This window comes from Aurantibacter crassamenti (assembly GCF_016811105.1).
GTDB lineage: Bacteria > Bacteroidota > Bacteroidia > Flavobacteriales > Flavobacteriaceae > Aurantibacter_A > Aurantibacter_A crassamenti.
Genome location: NZ_JAFBGM010000001.1, coordinates 1,000,441 through 1,017,305 on the forward strand (window position 1 = coordinate 1,000,441; position 16,865 = coordinate 1,017,305).

The window sequence follows — 16,865 nt, forward strand, 5'->3', positions numbered from 1 at the left end:
AAAAAGATTTCCCGTTTTAGTAAATAACACGTACCTTAATATCTCAATATTGTTGAGATATGATATCAAAAAAAGTAGATAATGTTCAAGTGGCGCTATCTGGGGTCAAAAATGGTATGACATTTATGTTGGGTGGTTTCGGTTTGTGCGGAATACCTGAGAATGCAATCACTGAGTTGGTGCGATTGGGAATTGAAAACATTACCTGTATTTCTAATAATGCAGGGGTTGATGATTTTGGTTTGGGTTTGCTTTTGCAAAAGCATCAAATAAAAAAAATGATTTCTTCTTATGTTGGCGAGAATGATGAATTTGAACGCCAAATGTTGAGTGGTGAGCTTGAAGTAGAATTAACTCCTCAAGGCACGTTGGCGGAAAAGTGTAGAGCGGCACAAGCAGGTTTTCCAGCATTTTATACACCTGCAGGATACGGGACCGAAGTAGCGGAAGGTAAAGAATCAAGAGAATTTAATGGTAAAATGTACATCTTAGAAGAGGCTTTTAAGGCCGATTTTGCATTTGTAAAAGCTTGGAAAGGCGATGCAGCAGGTAATCTTGTTTTTAAGGGTACAGCAAGAAATTTTAATCCGTGCATGTGCGGTGCGGCAAAGATAACGGTTGCTGAGGTTGAAGAATTGGTTCCGGTAGGTGAATTGGATCCAAATAATATTCATGTGCCAGGAATATTTGTACAGCGTATTTTTCAAGGCAGTAATTATGAAAAAAGAATTGAACAGCGCACTGTTAGAACAAGAGGGTAATAATTAACATTCTTTACACTTACAATTTTCAAATTATGTTAGATAAAAACGGAATTGCAAAACGCATAGCAAAAGAAGTAAAAGATGGCTACTATGTAAATTTAGGTATTGGCATACCTACGCTTGTTGCTAATTTTGTTCAAGATGATATTGATGTTGAGTTTCAAAGTGAAAATGGGGTTTTAGGTATGGGACCTTTTCCTTTTGAAGGTGAAGAAGATGCTGATATAATTAATGCAGGTAAACAAACAATTACAACAATGCCCGGAGCTTCATTTTTTGATTCAGCTACTAGTTTTGGCATGATTAGAGGTAAGCATGTTGATTTAACCATTTTAGGCGCTATGGAGGTCGCTGAGAATGGTGATATAGCGAACTGGAAAATTCCAGGAAAAATGGTAAAAGGTATGGGTGGTGCTATGGATTTAGTTGCGTCTGCAGAAAATATTATTGTAGCAATGATGCATACCAATAAGGCAGGTGTGTCAAAACTTCTTAAGAGATGTACGTTGCCCTTAACTGGTGTTGGTTGTGTAACTAAGATAGTTACTAATTTAGCGGTATTAGAAGTGACTGAAAATGGGTTTTTGCTATTAGAACGAGCACCAGGGGTATCAGTTGATGAGATTAAGGCCGCAACTGAAGGTGATTTGACTATTGATTCAGAAGTGCCAGAAATGGCAATATAGCTTTTCATCGATGCGGGTTATCGAAGAAATTTACCGTTCATATTTTTCACAACATTTACGGTGTATTTGACAACATAAATTTAGTTGTAAGGTTATATTAAAGTAGATTTACATTGTAATTAATTAAAAGTCGATCCCCAAACTGAACCATCAGAAGACTTAAAAAAACCTACTTACCGTTATGAGATCTAAATTGAACCGAGTTAGTGCAGAGAAAGAAATACAAGTTTACAAAAATGATTTTTTTAGTGGACTATTAACATTGACTCGAAAACTATTTATGCTTTAAATACAAAATTTAAACAAAAAAAGCCATGTTCCCCAAAGCATGGCTTTTTTTTGTTTTATAAATGCTCTAAAGTGTATGAATTTGCAAAAAGTAATCTAGTTTTGGAAATGGTCAAAGCTGACATAATATGTCACATGCTTTCTCTAGGGTTTCTTTTTTCTTAGCAAAACAAAAACGCAAAACACCATCTTGACGATTGTTTTCATTAAATGATGAAATAGCAATACTTGCCAATTTTTGATTTATTATTAGTCTTTTGGCTAAATCTTCATCAGTTTCATTAGTTATTTCTGTATAATCTAAAAGTTGAAAATAGGTGCCTTGAGACGGAGTAAATTTAAATTTAGAATCTTCTAATCGTGATAAAAAGTAATCTCGTTTCTCTTGATAAAAGTTATTTAGGCTAAGGTAATTTTGTTCATTTTTTAAATATTCTGTAATACCTCTTTGTGCAGGATGATCTACGCAAAACACAGCAAATTGGTGTGTTTTTCTAAATTCATGCATTAATTCTGCAGGGGCTGCACAATAGCCCATTTTCCAGCCAGTAACGTGAAAAGTTTTTCCAAAAGAGGCGCATACGAAACTTCTTGAAGCCAAATTATCAAAACGAGAAGCACTTTGATGTTCTTGACCGTCAAAAACTATGTGCTCATATACCTCATCACTCACAACTATGATATTCGTATTTTTAAGAATCTCTTGTAGTTGTAGCATGTCATCCTTGGTAAAAATTCGCCCCGTTGGATTATGCGGAGTATTAATGATAACCATTCTAGTTTTGTTGGTTATCTTCTTTTTAAAAAGTTGCCAATCAATGGTGTAATTAGGACTTTCTAATTGCACATATACAGGAATACCTCCATTAATTTCGATGGCAGGCTCATAGCAATCGTAAGCGGGCTTAATAACTATAACTTCATCTCCTTTGTGAACAAATGCTGTAATTGCCGTGTAAATTGCTTGTGTAGCACCTACGGTTACGGTTATCTCACTAATGGGGTCGTATTTTTTGTTATGTAGTGTTTCAATTTTAGAAGAAATTATTTCACGCAGCCGATAATGACCTTCCATTGGCGCGTATTGATTGTGTCCTTCTTTCATTGCCTTTGATACAAGGTTTAGTAAAACCGGGTCAGCAGGAAAGTTCGGAAATCCTTGTGATAAATCAGTTGCATTATGTTTTCTAGCAAGATTGCCTACGGTAGTGAAGATGGTGGTTTTTACATTTGGTAATTTAGAAGGAGAAGTGTTTTTTATCGAATCCATTATTTTAAATCTGCTATTAGAAAGACGCTTAAAGTTACTAGTTTTTCAGAATAAAAAAATCCCAAACTTCTTAATGAGTTTGGGATTTATATAAAAGTTTGATTGGATAAATTATCCTTTAACGCTAGCGCTTAAATATTCACGATTCATTCTTGCTATATTTTCTAATGAAATACCTTTTGGGCATTCAACTTCGCAAGCACCGGTATTGGTACAGTTTCCAAAACCTTCTAAATCCATTTGACGTACCATATTTTGTACACGCTCTACAGCTTCTACCTGGCCTTGTGGTAATAAGGCGTATTGTGAAACTTTTGCAGAAGTAAATAGCATTGCGCTGGCATTTTTACATGCAGCAACACAAGCGCCACATCCAATACAAGTAGCAGCATCCATCGCTTTATCTGCTGCTTCTTTTGCAATAGGAATTGCATTTGCATCTTGAGTATTCCCAGAAGTGTTTACTGAGATAAAACCGCCAGACTGTTGTATACGTTCAAAAGAACTTCTGTCTACTACTAAATCTTTAATTACAGGAAAGGCTACAGCTCTAAAAGGTTCTATAACTATAGTATCGCCATCTTTAAACATTCGCATGTGTAACTGACAAGTAGTTACGCCTTTGTCTGGGCCATGTGGTTTTCCGTTTATATACATTGAGCACATACCGCAAATACCTTCCCTACAATCGTGATCAAAAGCTACAGGTTCTTCGCCGGTATTAACTAACTGTTCGTTTAAAACATCCATCATCTCTAGAAATGACATATGTTCAGAAATATCGGTTACTTTATAGTCAACCATTTTTCCTTTAGCGTTGGCGTCTTTTTGTCGCCATATTTTTAACGTTAAGTTCATGATGTCTTTCCTTTATTTGTATGAACGTTGTTTTAATTCAATATCGTTAAACTCTAGCTCTTCTTTGTGTAAAACAGCTGCAGCAGGTTCTCCTTTGTATTCCCAAGCAGCTACGTATGCATAATCTTTATCATTACGTTTTGCTTCACCTTTTTGTAAGCCATCTAATTCAACAGACTCTTCTCTAAAATGCCCTCCACAAGATTCATTTCTGTTTAAAGCATCCTTGGCAAACAATTCACCTAGTTCTAAGAAATCAGCTACTCTGCCAGCTTTTTCTAGTTCAGGGTTCATTTCGTTTTCAGTACCAGGTACCTTAACATTCTTCCAGAAATCTTCACGTAAAGCTTTAATTTCTGCCATCGCTTCTTTCAAGCCTTCAGCGTTTCTAGACATTCCACATTTCTCCCACATAATTTTACCTAATTTCTTGTGGTAGTAGTCAACAGAATGTTCTCCCTTATTATTTATAAAAAAGTTGATGCGTTCTTTTACTTCATTTTCAGCTTCTTCAAACTCCTTAGTATCGGTTGGTATTTTACCAGTTCTAATATCATTAGATAAGTAATTACCAATAGTATAAGGCAATACAAAATATCCATCAGCTAAACCTTGCATTAAAGCAGAGGCGCCAAGTCTATTTGCACCATGATCTGAGAAATTGGCTTCGCCAATACAGTATAAGCCATCAACTGTTGTCATTAAGTTATAATCTACCCAAACACCACCCATAGTATAGTGTGTTGCTGGATAAATCATCATCGGAGTTTTATAGGGGTCTTCATCTACAATTTTCTCATACATTTGAAATAGGTTGCCATATTTTGCTTCTACTATAGCTTGCCCTAATTCGTATATTTTTGCTTCCGAAGGATTTGTAATATGATTTAATTTTGCCTGCTCTTTTCCGTAACGAGCAATAGCTGATTTAAAATCTAAGTATACAGCTTCACCAGTAGCGTTTACACCGTAACCTGCATCACAACGTTCTTTAGCAGCTCTTGAAGCAACGTCACGTGGCACTAAGTTTCCAAAAGCTGGGTAACGTCTTTCTAAGTAATAATCTCTTTCTTCTTCAGACAAATCAGTGGGTTTTTTACGACCCTCTCTAATTGCCATTACATCTTCTATGTTCTTAGGTACCCAAATACGTCCGTCATTACGCAATGATTCTGACATCAATGTTAATTTAGACTGATAATCACCTGAACGTGGTATGCAAGTAGGATGAATTTGAGTATAACAAGGATTTGCGAAATACGCTCCTTTTTTATGAATTTTCCATGCAGCAGTTGCATTAGATCCCATGGCATTAGTAGATAAGAAATAAACATTTCCGTATCCGCCTGAAGCAATTACTACAGCATGTGCTGAATGGCGTTCAATTTCACCAGTAATTAAATTACGAGCAATAATTCCTCTTGCTTTACCATCTACTTTTACAACGTCTAACATTTCATGACGATTGAACATTTCAATCTTACCACGTGCAATTTGACGGTTCATAGCAGAATATGCACCTAATAATAATTGTTGGCCTGTTTGTCCTTTAGCATAAAACGTTCTAGAAACTAAAACCCCGCCAAAAGAACGGTTATCAAGTAGCCCACCGTAATCACGTGCAAAGGGAACCCCCTGTGCTACACATTGGTCAATAATATTAGAAGAAACCTCAGCTAAACGATAAACGTTAGCCTCACGAGAACGGTAATCACCACCTTTTACGGTGTCATAAAATAAACGATATGAAGAATCGCCGTCTCCTTGATAATTTTTTGCGGCATTAATTCCACCTTGTGCTGCAATTGAATGCGCTCTACGTGGTGAATCTTGATAAGCAAATGCTTTTACGTTATAGCCTAATTCTGCTAATGTTGCACAAGCAGAACCACCAGCTAACCCAGTACCAACAACAATAACATCTATATTACGCTTGTTTGCCGGATTTACTAGGTCGATATGATTTTTATAATCTGTCCATTTATCTTTTAATGGACCCTTTGGTATTTTAGAATCTAAAGCCATGCGTATTTTTTATAAGTGACTGAAATGAAGGCATAAAGCAATTACAATAAACCCTAATGGAATGACTATTGCGTATATCTGTGTAAATTTTCTAAGTCCTGTTGAGTATTTGTTGTTCACTCCCATGCTTTGAAAAGCTGATGAGAAACCATGCCATAAGTGTAGCATAAGTAAAACAAATGCTAAACAATATACACCAGTTCTTACAGGGCTATGAAATTTGTGAGCTAGTTCTGGAAAATAGCGTGTAGCATCTTCTGGGTTGCTTTCAATGTATTTATATGCCATTTCTGGAAACCAAAAATCATATAAATGCAATCCAAGAAAGGCAAGTATAACCGCACCTGAAATAAGCATATTTCTTGAAGCCCAAGACGCATTGGTGCTACCACCATATTTTGCATACTTTACGCCTCTAGCTTTTTTGTTTTGTAGTTCTAACACAAAACCCATAATAAAATGTATAACCACGCCAGCAATAAGCACGGGCTGTAAAATAAATTGAACCAATGGGTTGTATCCCATAAAATGCGACAAGGTGTTAAACGTGTCGGGGTCAATAATTGCGGTTAAATTGATGAATAAATGTTGACCTAAAAAGAAGACCAGAAAAAGTCCGGAAAGTGCCATCACTACTTTGCGGGCTATTGAAGATTTTATCAATCCACTCATTTGTTAAAATTTTAGCTTATCAAAAGTAAGTCAAGGGTAAGTTATTACCAAGTTTTAATCACTTTTAGTGCAGTATTTAGAAGGAGTTTAAAGAATAAAGTATCGGATATTGGCTTTGTAATATTTTTGAACGATCTTCATATTTTAAAACATCAGCTAAATACAAATCTATTTTTCCATGGATATCGGACTACTTTCCGTCAGTATGAATGTGTATTCTACGAAGAGAATTGCTGATGAAGCAGAGAATCGTGGTCATTATATTGAGCAGATAGATCACACAAAATGTTCCGTGAAATTAGGGGATGGCAAACCTCATATATATTTACGCGAAGAGAACATTTCAGAAGAGTTTGATGCTATAATACCCAGAATTGGTGCAAAAGTTACCAAACACGGAGCTTCTATAGTTGAGCAGTTTGAGATGAATGGTGTTTTTAGTACTGCAGGTGCCTTAGGTATTAATCGTGCTAGAAACAAAGTTCGCACGCTGCAGATAATGGCCAAAAATGGAATTCCGATACCTGAAACCTTATTTTCAATTAATCCTGATAATATTGAAGAGCAAATTAGATTTTTAGGAGGCGCTCCGGTTATAATAAAATTACAAGAAGGCACTCATGGTTTGGGTGTGATTTTGGCGGAAACTGAAAAATCAGCCAAATCAATTATAGACACTTTTTATAAGTTAGATACTAGTATTCTCATCCAAAAATATATAGCCGAAAGTAACGGTGAAGATATTAGAATTTTTGTGGTTGGTGATAAAATAGTTGCCAGTATGAAGCGTTTGAGTGCTGTTGGTGAATTTCGATCTAATGTGCACCGCGGTGGTGATGCAGAGGAGATAAAACCAACAAGAGAAGAACAATTAATTGCATTAAAAGCTGTTAAGCAGTTGGATTTGGGCGTAGCAGGTGTTGATTTGATACGGTCAAAAAACGGGCCTCTACTTATTGAGGTAAATGCTTCTCCAGGTTTACAGGGTATTGAGGCGGCAACAGGAGTCAATATTGCAAAAGAGATAATATACTACGTAGAGCGAAATGGACGTAAAAGAGGAAAATAAAACAATTACCATAGGTGGAGAAAATGTATCACCAGGAGAAAGTAAACTATTAAAAATCACCATTGATCGCCTTCCTACCGGAACTTTGATTGATATTCCCGTTTACGTATTCAACAGTAAAAAACCTGGTCCTACACTTCTAGTTCAAGCCGGTTTACATGGTGATGAAATTAATGGCATTGAAATAGTACGTCGTATGTTGGCCGAAAAGCGGTTTAATGTGGTGAAAGGAGCAGTAATTGCAGTGCCAATTCTCAATATTTTCGGATTTATTCATTATTCACGAGATGTGCCAGATGGTAAAGATGTTAATCGCAGTTTTCCCGGTACCAAAACAGGTTCTATGGCAAGCCGTATTGCGTATCACTATGTTGCTGAGGTTATGCATCAAATCGATTTTGGAATTGATTTGCACACAGGTGGAGGGCAGCGACACAATTTTCCGCAAATACGATATACTGCAGAAGATGCTCAAAGCGCAGAGCTTGCGGAAATTTTTAATGCTCCAATTTCATTCTCATCCAAATTAATTAAAGGGTCATTTCGAAATGCTACGTATCGATCGAACAAACCTACTATTGTTTTTGAAGCAGGTGAGAGCATGCGTTTTGATGAATATTCAATTCTTGAGGGTATACAAGGTGTTCTTAATGTGATGAAGCATATGGAAATGATTTTAAGTGTAGAGCCCGCAAAAGTTGAGCGAAATAAAACAATTCACTTAACCAATAGAAAATGGCTTCGTGCGCCAACTGCGGGAATGTTTATTCCTAAAATCACCAACGGAAGTGAAATTAGAAAAGGGCAAGTATTAGGCATTGTTACTGATACTTTTGCTAAAAGAACGAAACAAATTAAAGCGCCTTTTAATGGTTTTATCTGTTGTGTGAACCATCAAGCTGTTGTCAATCAAGGCGAGGCTCTTTTTCATGTAGGTATGGCCTCTTTGTAGAGCTTATTTATAAAATAAAGTACCATTTATGAATGTATAGTTCTACTATTTTTAGACCATCTAGTTTGTAACTTTAGCTTTTAAAAGTAGACTACCCTGTTTTATGCTTTTAACCGATTTTTTGGGGTTTCAAAACCGAATTATGAAATAGCAACCTCTTTAAAAGAAATACAAAAACAAACTGTTCGGTCGGTTGTGGTTTTTACGCACTATTCCATATCCTTTAATTGAATAGCCAGAGCTTTTGTGGAAATTTGCACTTCTATTAAGCTTAAAACTAAAGATATCATTAGCGCTAAAAGGCTAACTCCAAAAACTAAATTAGCCCAATATGAAAACTGCAAATAAATTAACGCCATTGTGATTACGGCAAGCAAAAAGCTTGCAATAGCGCTAGCCTGCATATTCTTAATTATGGTTAATCGTCTGTTGAGTTTTTTGACTTGTAGGCGTATTGAGGCAGATTCTGTTTCTTGATACTTTTGGTGTAATTGACGAATAAGCGCTGCTATTGCCAAGTAACGGGCATTGTACGCCAACATCGTTAATGAAATAGCCGGAAATAGTAAAGCAGGAATGCTAAGTGTTAATTCCATTTCTGGTTTAAAACTTTTTTGAACTAGACTTATTAGCCGTAGGGAAATCGTCCGGAATAGCCTGAGTTACCTCACCAGTAGCCGCCCATTCAGCACCACGTAGCATTGAAGTTAAAAACCCAACACAGGCTACAGAGTAATCAATGTGACCCATAATATTATGAAAAACACGACCATCGCCATAGTTTAAAACCATTAAAGCAGGTTCATGTCTGCTTGTAGGTTCGGCATAGGCGGTCGCAATAATTTCCATGTTTTCCGCTGGCCCTCTTAAGCTGTTATAAAGCTCGTCCTTTGTATGCATCCAAACTTCGGGCATGCCTTTTGTAATTGGGTGCTCTGTATTTCGTATTTTAATTTGATATTCTAATTCAGGGCCGTGTGAACCTCCCTTACCTGGAGAATTATCTCTAATCAATTCACCAGCATCGTTGTAATAAACATAAGGGCCATCCTTTTCAGTGCGATCACCCCATCCGCCTAAGCCAATCATTTTATTATATGCTTCCCATTTTGGAAATGAATTATCTGCTGCATGAAAAACAACTAAGCCACCACCTTCAGCAATGAATTTCTCAAAGTTCTTTTGAGTTGCCTCTGGCCAAGGTGCAGCGTTCCATCCAAAGTTTGAAATAACTAGGTCATATTTTGAAAAATCTGGATTAAAATCTTGATCAGTTTTAGGTTTTTCTAAGGCAATAGTAGTTGGTAATCCGTCAATTGGATACTCAGAAATAAATTCTTTGCCTTGCCATGTATAGGCTGATCGAGCTACATCAACAGTAAATAAACCCGTAGCTTCCATTTGTTCTTTAAGTAAATGGGTAATTTTTGGCCATTGTACATGGTTGTTTTGACCATCTACAATTAATGTTTTAATTATCTGTTTTTTCTCTTGAGCGGTCACAACCATAGTGGCTAAAACAGTAAGACTCAGCACTAATATTTTAATCTTATTTTTCATTCTGTTCTTTAGATTTTTAAACGTAAAATATTTAAAAGGAATTTCTAATTTAGGGTTTATTCCTTATAAACACAATTAAAGTGGTTTAATAGGAATCCAGACCTCTTCTTCTGAGCGAGAATCGTTGTTTTTATATTTTTCACCCAAAACTTCAAAATGTAGCAATAATCTAATTTGAATTCGAAGGCCATTTGCTATAAATGTATTCAGCAGTTTTAAAAAATAAGCTCGCTAATCCTTTAGGGGTGAATACCACGTAGAGGCGTGATTTAATTTTTAATTAGAAGAAACTATTTGGTGTATTATTATGCGAACCAATCTCCAAATTTATTCGATTTCAAAGGTTATTGGTTTTGTTTTTCCATTGCCAAATATTTCAGCAACATAATATCCTTTTAGTAAATCGGTTTTTCTGGGTTTGCATAATTATCAACTACTCAGCCCTCATAATTATAACTCCTAAAATTTTCAAGTTGATAAAATTATATTATCAATATTGGCATATTGATCAAAAAAGTGTTAAATTATTCAACATTAACCAATTAAATAACTAAAAAATGGAAGAGTATTTACCATTAATCATTCAATTAGTTTCCGGTGCTTTAGGCGGAAACGTAGCCGGAAAATTACTAAAGAATTTATCACTGGGCACAGTTGGTAATTCTATCGCAGGTATTCTGGGCGGCGGAGTAGGCGGTTCACTTTTAGGAATGCTTGGCGTAGGAGGTGCGGCTGCGGCTGGTGCTGAAGGAGGTTTAGATGTTGCTAGTTTGCTTGGTAGCGTCGCAGGTGGTGGTGTTGGTGGTGGTGTAGTAATGGCTATTGTCGGAGCAATTAAAAATGCGATGGCTAAATAACCTAATTATAATATAATTAAAGAAACCCCATCTGTAATGTTGGGGTTTTTTTATGCCTTTTCTGAAAAAACTATATTTGAATTATATAAATAGTACTTCTATGAGAGCTTTATTTTCACTTTTAATGATATCAGTATTAGGCTCTTGTGTAGCTCAGAATACATATGAAATAGGACAAATAAAAACATCGTTTGGTGAGGTTTTAGTTTGGTTGCATGATGAAACACCAAATCACAAAGCTAGTTTTATACAATTAGCAAAAGATGGATATTGGGATTCTTTGACTTTCAATCGTGTAATTCCTGATTTCGTGGCGCAAGGTGGTTGCCCAGATACACCTGACGGATTTAAGGATCCCAAGTATTTATTAGAACCTGAATTTAATGATAAGCTTCGGCATGCTTATGGTGCTCTGGGTGCAGGTAGAGATGATAATCCAGGTAAGCTTTCTGCCCGTTGTCAATTTTATATCGTACAAAATAAAGAAGGTGAACATCGTTTAGATGGAGATTACACGGTATTCGGAAAAGTTATAAAAGGTATGGATATAGTTGATACGATTGTTGCTGTAAATCGTGACCCAAAAGATGAACCAATGGTTCCAATATCCTTAGATATAAATATCATCTTGCTTGATGAGGTTGAACTCAGTAAGTTGTATCCTGATTTTAAGAATTAATTCTACCTAACATATAATTCTATAGAGCGCTTTTGTTTTCTTAATTTTGGAGTTAAGAATATAGCACTATGAAATACGATATAATCTCGAACAGCCTTTTCAAAAAGAATCGCAAAAAATTCATGTCACAAATGAAGCCGAAGAGCATTGCGGTATTTAATTCAAATGATATTTATCCGATTAGTGCAGACAGCACATTGCCGTTTGAACAGCATAGAGATATATTTTATTTGAGTGGTGCGGATCAAGAAGAAACTATTTTGGTGATTTTTCCTGAGGCGAATACAACGAAACATAGAGAGGTGCTTTTTGTTCGAGAGACAAACGAGCATATTGCTATTTGGGAAGGCGAAAAATTGACTAAAGAAAAAGCTACTGAGGTCTCAGGTATTGAAACAATTTATTGGTTATCTGATTTTGATAAAATCTTCTTTGACTTAATGACCGAAGCAGAAACCATTTATTTAAATACAAACGAGCATTATCGACAGGCGGTAGAAACACAAACAAGAGAAGCCCGTTTTATTGAAAAAGTGAAGAGCGGTTTTCCTGCACATCAAGTTGCTAGAAGCAATCCTATTTTACAAAAAATTAGAGGCGTAAAAGAACCCGAGGAAATTGAACTGATGCAAACTGCTTGTAACATTACTGAAAAGGGGTTTCGAAGATTACTAGGTTTTGTAAAACCAGGCGTTTGGGAATACGAAATAGAGGCTGAATTGCTACACGAGTTTATTCGAAACCGTTCAAAAGGTTTTGCTTATTCACCTATTATAGCTTCTGGAGCTAATGCCAATGTGCTACATTATCTTGAAAATAACAAACAATGTAAAGATGGTGATTTACTCTTAATGGACGTTGCAGCAGAGTACGCGAACTACTCAAGTGACTTAACACGAACCATACCCGTCAATGGTACTTTTACCAAGCGCCAAAAAGATGTGTATAACGCAGTGCTTCGTGTAAAAAATGAGGCAACAAAGATGTTAGTGCCCGGTACTATTTGGGCAGATTACCATAAAGAATGTGGTAAAATAATGACTTCTGAATTGTTAGGTTTAGGTTTACTTGATAAAGCTGATGTTCAAAATGAAAATGCAGAATGGCCTGCCTACAAGAAATACTTCATGCACGGTACAAGTCATCATATTGGTTTAAATACACACGATTACGGTGAGCTAAAAACGCCAATGAAAGCCAATATGGTTTTTACTGTTGAGCCAGGTATTTATATTCCTGATGAGCAAATGGGTGTTCGACTTGAAGATGACGTTGTGATTCAAGAGCAAGGTGAGCCTTTCAATTTAATGGCGAATATTCCAATAGAAGCTGATGAGATTGAACAGTTGATGAATAGTGCAAATTAATTGCTAATGAATATCGAATTGCTGCAATTGAAAAATTATATGCACTTAAAGAAGGCGTAGTTAGAAACAATTATATAGCTGCAAGCGGAGAAGACTGATATGATATATAGTCTAGTGAAAGATTGGGAGCTTTTAAAACAAGAACATTTTTCAGAATATCTACATTCATAACACAACCTTATTATATGTCAATCCTTTTGATGTCTTTCATTAGTGAAAACGATAAATAGGTATAAGCTAATTGCAAGTTTTAATTAGAACCAGAATCTACCTTGAAAGTGAAGCTTTTTTTCTTCAGAATTAAAAGTATGGAGTGAAATGCATCGTTGATTGAACGATAACGCAAAATTTCATCGTCCAAGAACAGAGTTTATGTGACTGATTTACCAGTTGATTTACAAAAATCATTTTATCTGTCTATTTTACCCCTAAAAATGAGTTGTTCATCGAATAAAATGTCGTTCATCGAAAAAGCAACAATATTGAACTTCTAGAGCCAATAAAAAGAAGTATACATGCGTTCTATAAAAGTATTTCAAAATCGAAAGGTTTAATACATTTTTAAGCAACTAGTTTAGCATCCCCAATGATGAATTAGTAACCAAAACCTACTTAGCATGAAAAAGTTATTTTGCAGCATTTTTGGACATCACTACTCTGTCTCCAAAAAAGTTACACTGCACATTAAAGAGTACAAATGCATTCACTGTGAAAGAGAAGTCACTACAGATGTAAGTGGTAATTTATCAACCCTTACACCAGAACTTCAAGACATTAATCACACCTTAGAAAGTATTTACAGAAAAAGACATCAGGCTTCACAGCAACAGGTAGCCTAGTTATGTTATGGCAATAATAATCTCATCTATTTTTAGAGAAGATTCTAGTTATATTCCTGGAAATTTAAGTAAGCGCCCTTCTTCTTGACCGTCGTTCGCCCCACAACCGTCATATATGGGAAATGCCCTTGATTTTCGGGAATATTTTTACCGAATACTGCATTTTTATGCAGTAACTAAAGTTCAATTATCTGGTTATTTTGCAACTGCCTAACAGCAGTTAAACCTCGACTTCTAAAGTCGAGGTTTTTGTTTTTACAAGATATATTTTAAGACTTATTAAATGAATTCCAACCCTGCGCAGATAGTGGTATTTTAGTATTGGCTCTAGTTATTAAATGAGACCCTTCAGAAGGTTCAGTCATATGGCCAATAACAGTTAAACTTGGGTTTCCTTTTATTTTATTAAAATCATTCTGGTCAATTGTGAAGAGCAATTCGTAATCTTCACCTCCGCTGAGAGCAATCATAGTACTGTCTACTTGAAATTCTTCGCAAGCAGCAATAACAGTTGGGTCAAGCGGAATTTTTTCTTCAAATAAATTACAACCAACTGCACTGTTTTTACATAAATGAAGAATCTCTGAAGAGAGTCCGTCACTTATATCAATCATTGCTGTCGGTAAAACCTCTAGCTCATTTAGAAGTTTGACAATATCTTTTCGAGCCTCAGGTTTCAATTGCCTCTCAACAATGTAAGTATACGGTTCTAAATCAGGCTGATTGTTGGGGTTTACCTTAAACACTTCTTTTTCTCTATCTAAAACTTGTAGGCCCATATAAGCACCACCAAGATCACCAGAAACTACAAGTAAATCATTTGGTTTTGCTTTATCTCTATAGGTTATTTTTTCTTCGGATGCTTCACCAATTGCGGTAATGCTAATCAGTAAACCAGTAAGTGAAGAAGTAGTGTCACCGCCAATCAAATCAACTCCGAAAGTTTTACAAGCTTGATGAATTCCGGCATACAATTCTTCAAGTGCTTCTGCTGGAAATCGATTTGATGCTGCAATAGAAACTGTAATTTGAGTAGCTTCAGCATTCATGGCATAAATATCAGAAAGGTTTACCATCACTGCTTTATAGCCCAGATGTTTTAGTGGCATATAGCTGAGGTCAAAATGTATGCCTTCAACAAGTAAATCAGTACTAATTATTGCTTTTTTTGTTCCAAAGTCAAGAACAGCGGCATCATCACCAATACCTTTAATAGTAGATTTTTGTTCAATTGAAAAATGTTGGGTCAGGTGTTCTATTAGTCCGAATTCACCTAATTGCTCCAATGAAGTACGCTCTTGATTTTTATCTTCTAACATTTGGCAAAAGTAAGCAGTATATGCAAAATAATGAGCATAAAAAAACCGGGACTTTAAAGTCTCGGTTTTTTAGAAATGATATTGTTAATTTCTATCCTACAGAATAACCATCCCTGTAAGTACGTTTTACATATTTATTAGCAGGTTCAAAATTGGTAACTTTCATATTTTCAGCATCCCAAAGTAAACGTTTTCTACCGTGATACATTGATCCGCCACCCCAGAAGCCTTTGTTTTCAGCTGTTGGGTCAATTTCAAAATATGATTTTAATGCTAAGTTTCCGATCAAAATACTTTCAGTAAACGGACCAGCATAATCAAAAGAAGAACTAGTTTCTGCGTTTCCGTAACCTGCCATACATGCATTTACCCATTGTAAATAATGGCCTTCCGGTACACGTTTAATAGTTTCTTCTACTTCAAATTGCTCATTTAAGGTTAATGGAAGTAACCTTGGGTTGGCACCATAACAATCAGCTAATAATTTTCCTTTATCACCAATAAATAGAACGCCACCATCCCAGTTGCCCATAGGCTCATCATCGCCCATTTCTTCTGGTCGTTCGGCTATTAATCCACCATCCATCCAAGTAACTTTTACATTACCCATACCATCAGTTCTTTGGTAGTTTAAATGTATTTTACTTGAATTAGGAAAACTCTTTGGATAATTAGCAGTTTCAAATTTACCTTTAAATGAATCTGATACGCTGCATTCAACAGAGCTTGGATATAATATAGGAAGGATTCTATAAATTGGATCCATAATATGGCAAGCCATATCACCTAAGGCACCTGTGCCAAAGTCAGACCAGCCACGCCAATCAAATGGTAAGTAAGCATCATTATAATCACGCATTTCTGCTGTGCCTAGCCATAAATTCCAATCAAGACCTTTCGGTATTTTATTCTTTTTTGTTGGTGTTTCTAACGCCTGTGGCCAGATAGCACGGTTAGTCCAGCATTTTACAGTATGTACATCACCAATAATTCCGGTATCATAAATCTCTTTCATTTTTCGAACCCCATCACCAGACCCACCTTGGTTACCCATTTGGGTTACTACTTTAAATTTTGCAGCGGCTTCGGTAAGCATTCTTGCTTCCCAAATATCATGAGTTAAGGGTTTTTGTACATAAACATGCTTACCCATTTCCATTGCTTTATATGCAGCAACAGCATGATTATGATCTGGAGTAGATACAGAAACAGCATCGATATTGTCTTTTTCAGCATCGAGCATTGTTCTAAAGTCTTTGTAATAACTAGCTTTTGGGAAATTTTTTCTTGATTCTATAGCCTGTCTGTCGTCAACATCACACATTGATACGATACGCACGTTTGGGCTTTCGGCAAAGGAATTCATGTCACTTCTTCCTTTTCCTCCTGCACCAATACTAGCGATATTTAAAGTGTCACTAGGGGCAACAAAACCTGGGCCACCTAATACATGCCGAGGTACAATCATAAATCCGGCTGACGCCAATCCGGTATTTTTCAAAAATTTACGGCGCGAATCATTTTTTAATTTGCTATACTTCTTACTCATAATGCAATTTGTTAGTTGATTTAATCAGTAAAGATTAAGGTATATTATTAGTTTGAATTCTCACAATTGCTAAAATAGTTTAAATATGTGATAGATTTTTGTGCTATTTAC

Annotated in this window: 15 protein-coding genes; 7 read left to right on the forward strand and 8 right to left on the reverse strand. The window is 35.9% G+C overall.

What is annotated here, in order from left to right; genetic code table 11:
- The first annotated feature begins 59 nt into the window (after positions 1–59).
- Both JQC67_RS04090 and JQC67_RS04095 read left to right on the forward strand, forming a co-directional pair.
- Positions 60–761, forward strand: coding sequence for a CoA transferase subunit A (locus tag JQC67_RS04090; RefSeq protein WP_203251588.1), 702 nt, complete (start codon positions 60–62; stop codon positions 759–761).
- A 35-nt stretch (positions 762–796) separates the two neighbouring features.
- Positions 797–1,450: a CoA transferase subunit B gene (locus JQC67_RS04095; protein WP_203251589.1), complete on the forward strand. Its 654-nt coding sequence runs from the start codon at positions 797–799 to the stop codon at positions 1,448–1,450.
- 400 nt (positions 1,451–1,850) lie between these two features.
- Here JQC67_RS04095 and JQC67_RS04100 read toward each other — a convergent pair whose 3' ends face one another.
- The 4 genes from JQC67_RS04100 to JQC67_RS04115 form a co-directional block, all read right to left on the reverse strand.
- Positions 1,851–3,008, reverse strand: coding sequence for a methionine aminotransferase (locus tag JQC67_RS04100; RefSeq protein ID WP_203251590.1), 1,158 nt, complete (start codon positions 3,006–3,008; stop codon positions 1,851–1,853).
- 111 nt (positions 3,009–3,119) lie between these two features.
- Positions 3,120–3,866, reverse strand: coding sequence for a succinate dehydrogenase/fumarate reductase iron-sulfur subunit (locus tag JQC67_RS04105; protein WP_203251591.1), 747 nt, complete (start codon positions 3,864–3,866; stop codon positions 3,120–3,122).
- Between the two features lie 12 nt (positions 3,867–3,878).
- The gene (locus JQC67_RS04110; protein ID WP_203251592.1) at positions 3,879–5,891 is read right to left on the reverse strand and encodes a fumarate reductase/succinate dehydrogenase flavoprotein subunit; all 2,013 of its coding nucleotides are present in this window, start codon (positions 5,889–5,891) and stop codon (positions 3,879–3,881) included.
- Between the two features lie 9 nt (positions 5,892–5,900).
- Positions 5,901–6,563 (reverse strand): succinate dehydrogenase cytochrome b subunit, encoded by a 663-nt coding sequence (locus JQC67_RS04115; protein WP_203251593.1) that lies wholly within the window; start codon positions 6,561–6,563, stop codon positions 5,901–5,903.
- 178 nt (positions 6,564–6,741) lie between these two features.
- Here JQC67_RS04115 and JQC67_RS04120 point away from each other — a divergent pair, with 178 nt between their 5' ends.
- Both JQC67_RS04120 and JQC67_RS04125 read left to right on the forward strand, forming a co-directional pair.
- Positions 6,742–7,632: a RimK family alpha-L-glutamate ligase gene (locus JQC67_RS04120; protein WP_203251594.1), complete on the forward strand. Its 891-nt coding sequence runs from the start codon at positions 6,742–6,744 to the stop codon at positions 7,630–7,632.
- Positions 7,610–8,584, forward strand: a complete 975-nt coding sequence (locus JQC67_RS04125) for a succinylglutamate desuccinylase/aspartoacylase family protein (RefSeq protein ID WP_203251595.1) — start codon at positions 7,610–7,612, stop codon at positions 8,582–8,584. Before JQC67_RS04120 ends, JQC67_RS04125 begins: the two co-directional genes overlap by 23 nt.
- A gap of 209 nt (positions 8,585–8,793) precedes the next feature.
- Here the strand turns inward: JQC67_RS04125 and JQC67_RS04130 are convergent, their stop codons facing one another.
- A complete protein-coding gene (locus tag JQC67_RS04130; RefSeq protein ID WP_203251596.1) occupies positions 8,794–9,180 on the reverse strand; it encodes a DUF2721 domain-containing protein in 387 nt (128 codons plus the stop codon).
- 7 nt (positions 9,181–9,187) lie between these two features.
- Positions 9,188–10,144, reverse strand: coding sequence for a ThuA domain-containing protein (locus tag JQC67_RS04135; RefSeq protein WP_203251597.1), 957 nt, complete (start codon positions 10,142–10,144; stop codon positions 9,188–9,190).
- Positions 10,145–10,701: 557 nt separating this feature from the next.
- Here JQC67_RS04135 and JQC67_RS04140 point away from each other — a divergent pair.
- From JQC67_RS04140 to JQC67_RS04150, 3 genes are all read left to right on the forward strand, one after another.
- Entirely contained in the window at positions 10,702–11,001 is a 300-nt protein-coding gene (locus JQC67_RS04140; protein WP_203251598.1) for a hypothetical protein, read from the forward strand.
- Positions 11,002–11,101: 100 nt separating this feature from the next.
- A complete protein-coding gene (locus tag JQC67_RS04145) occupies positions 11,102–11,680 on the forward strand; it encodes a peptidylprolyl isomerase (protein ID WP_238934468.1) in 579 nt (192 codons plus the stop codon).
- Between the two features lie 68 nt (positions 11,681–11,748).
- On the forward strand, positions 11,749–13,047 hold the full coding sequence (locus JQC67_RS04150) for an aminopeptidase P family protein (protein WP_203251599.1): 1,299 nt from the start codon (positions 11,749–11,751) through the stop codon (positions 13,045–13,047).
- 1,108 nt (positions 13,048–14,155) lie between these two features.
- Here the strand turns inward: JQC67_RS04150 and thiL are convergent.
- Together thiL and JQC67_RS04165 are read right to left on the reverse strand one after the other, a co-directional pair.
- Complete coding sequence (thiL, locus tag JQC67_RS04160) at positions 14,156–15,205, reverse strand: thiamine-phosphate kinase (protein WP_203251601.1); 1,050 nt, start codon at positions 15,203–15,205, stop codon at positions 14,156–14,158.
- Between the two features lie 91 nt (positions 15,206–15,296).
- A complete protein-coding gene (locus JQC67_RS04165; RefSeq protein ID WP_203251602.1) occupies positions 15,297–16,754 on the reverse strand; it encodes a Gfo/Idh/MocA family protein in 1,458 nt (485 codons plus the stop codon).
- Positions 16,755–16,865 lie beyond the last annotated feature (111 nt).

What these genes read in the sequence shown, in the direction of transcription:
- JQC67_RS04090 (WP_203251588.1), top strand. Translation starts at nt 60, where the DNA reads ATGATATCAAAAAAAGTAGATAATGTTCAAGTGGCGCTATCTGGGGTC.
- JQC67_RS04095 (WP_203251589.1), top strand. Translation starts at nt 797, where the DNA reads ATGTTAGATAAAAACGGAATTGCAAAACGCATAGCAAAAGAAGTAAAA.
- JQC67_RS04100 (WP_203251590.1), bottom strand. Translation starts at nt 3,008, where the DNA reads ATGGATTCGATAAAAAACACTTCTCCTTCTAAATTACCAAATGTAAAA.
- JQC67_RS04105 (WP_203251591.1), bottom strand. Translation starts at nt 3,866, where the DNA reads ATGAACTTAACGTTAAAAATATGGCGACAAAAAGACGCCAACGCTAAA.
- JQC67_RS04110 (WP_203251592.1), bottom strand. Translation starts at nt 5,891, where the DNA reads ATGGCTTTAGATTCTAAAATACCAAAGGGTCCATTAAAAGATAAATGG.
- JQC67_RS04115 (WP_203251593.1), bottom strand. Translation starts at nt 6,563, where the DNA reads ATGAGTGGATTGATAAAATCTTCAATAGCCCGCAAAGTAGTGATGGCA.
- JQC67_RS04120 (WP_203251594.1), top strand. Translation starts at nt 6,742, where the DNA reads ATGGATATCGGACTACTTTCCGTCAGTATGAATGTGTATTCTACGAAG.
- JQC67_RS04125 (WP_203251595.1), top strand. Translation starts at nt 7,610, where the DNA reads ATGGACGTAAAAGAGGAAAATAAAACAATTACCATAGGTGGAGAAAAT.
- JQC67_RS04130 (WP_203251596.1), bottom strand. Translation starts at nt 9,180, where the DNA reads ATGGAATTAACACTTAGCATTCCTGCTTTACTATTTCCGGCTATTTCA.
- JQC67_RS04135 (WP_203251597.1), bottom strand. Translation starts at nt 10,144, where the DNA reads ATGAAAAATAAGATTAAAATATTAGTGCTGAGTCTTACTGTTTTAGCC.
- JQC67_RS04140 (WP_203251598.1), top strand. Translation starts at nt 10,702, where the DNA reads ATGGAAGAGTATTTACCATTAATCATTCAATTAGTTTCCGGTGCTTTA.
- JQC67_RS04145 (WP_238934468.1), top strand. Translation starts at nt 11,102, where the DNA reads ATGAGAGCTTTATTTTCACTTTTAATGATATCAGTATTAGGCTCTTGT.
- JQC67_RS04150 (WP_203251599.1), top strand. Translation starts at nt 11,749, where the DNA reads ATGAAATACGATATAATCTCGAACAGCCTTTTCAAAAAGAATCGCAAA.
- thiL (WP_203251601.1), bottom strand. Translation starts at nt 15,205, where the DNA reads ATGTTAGAAGATAAAAATCAAGAGCGTACTTCATTGGAGCAATTAGGT.
- JQC67_RS04165 (WP_203251602.1), bottom strand. Translation starts at nt 16,754, where the DNA reads ATGAGTAAGAAGTATAGCAAATTAAAAAATGATTCGCGCCGTAAATTT.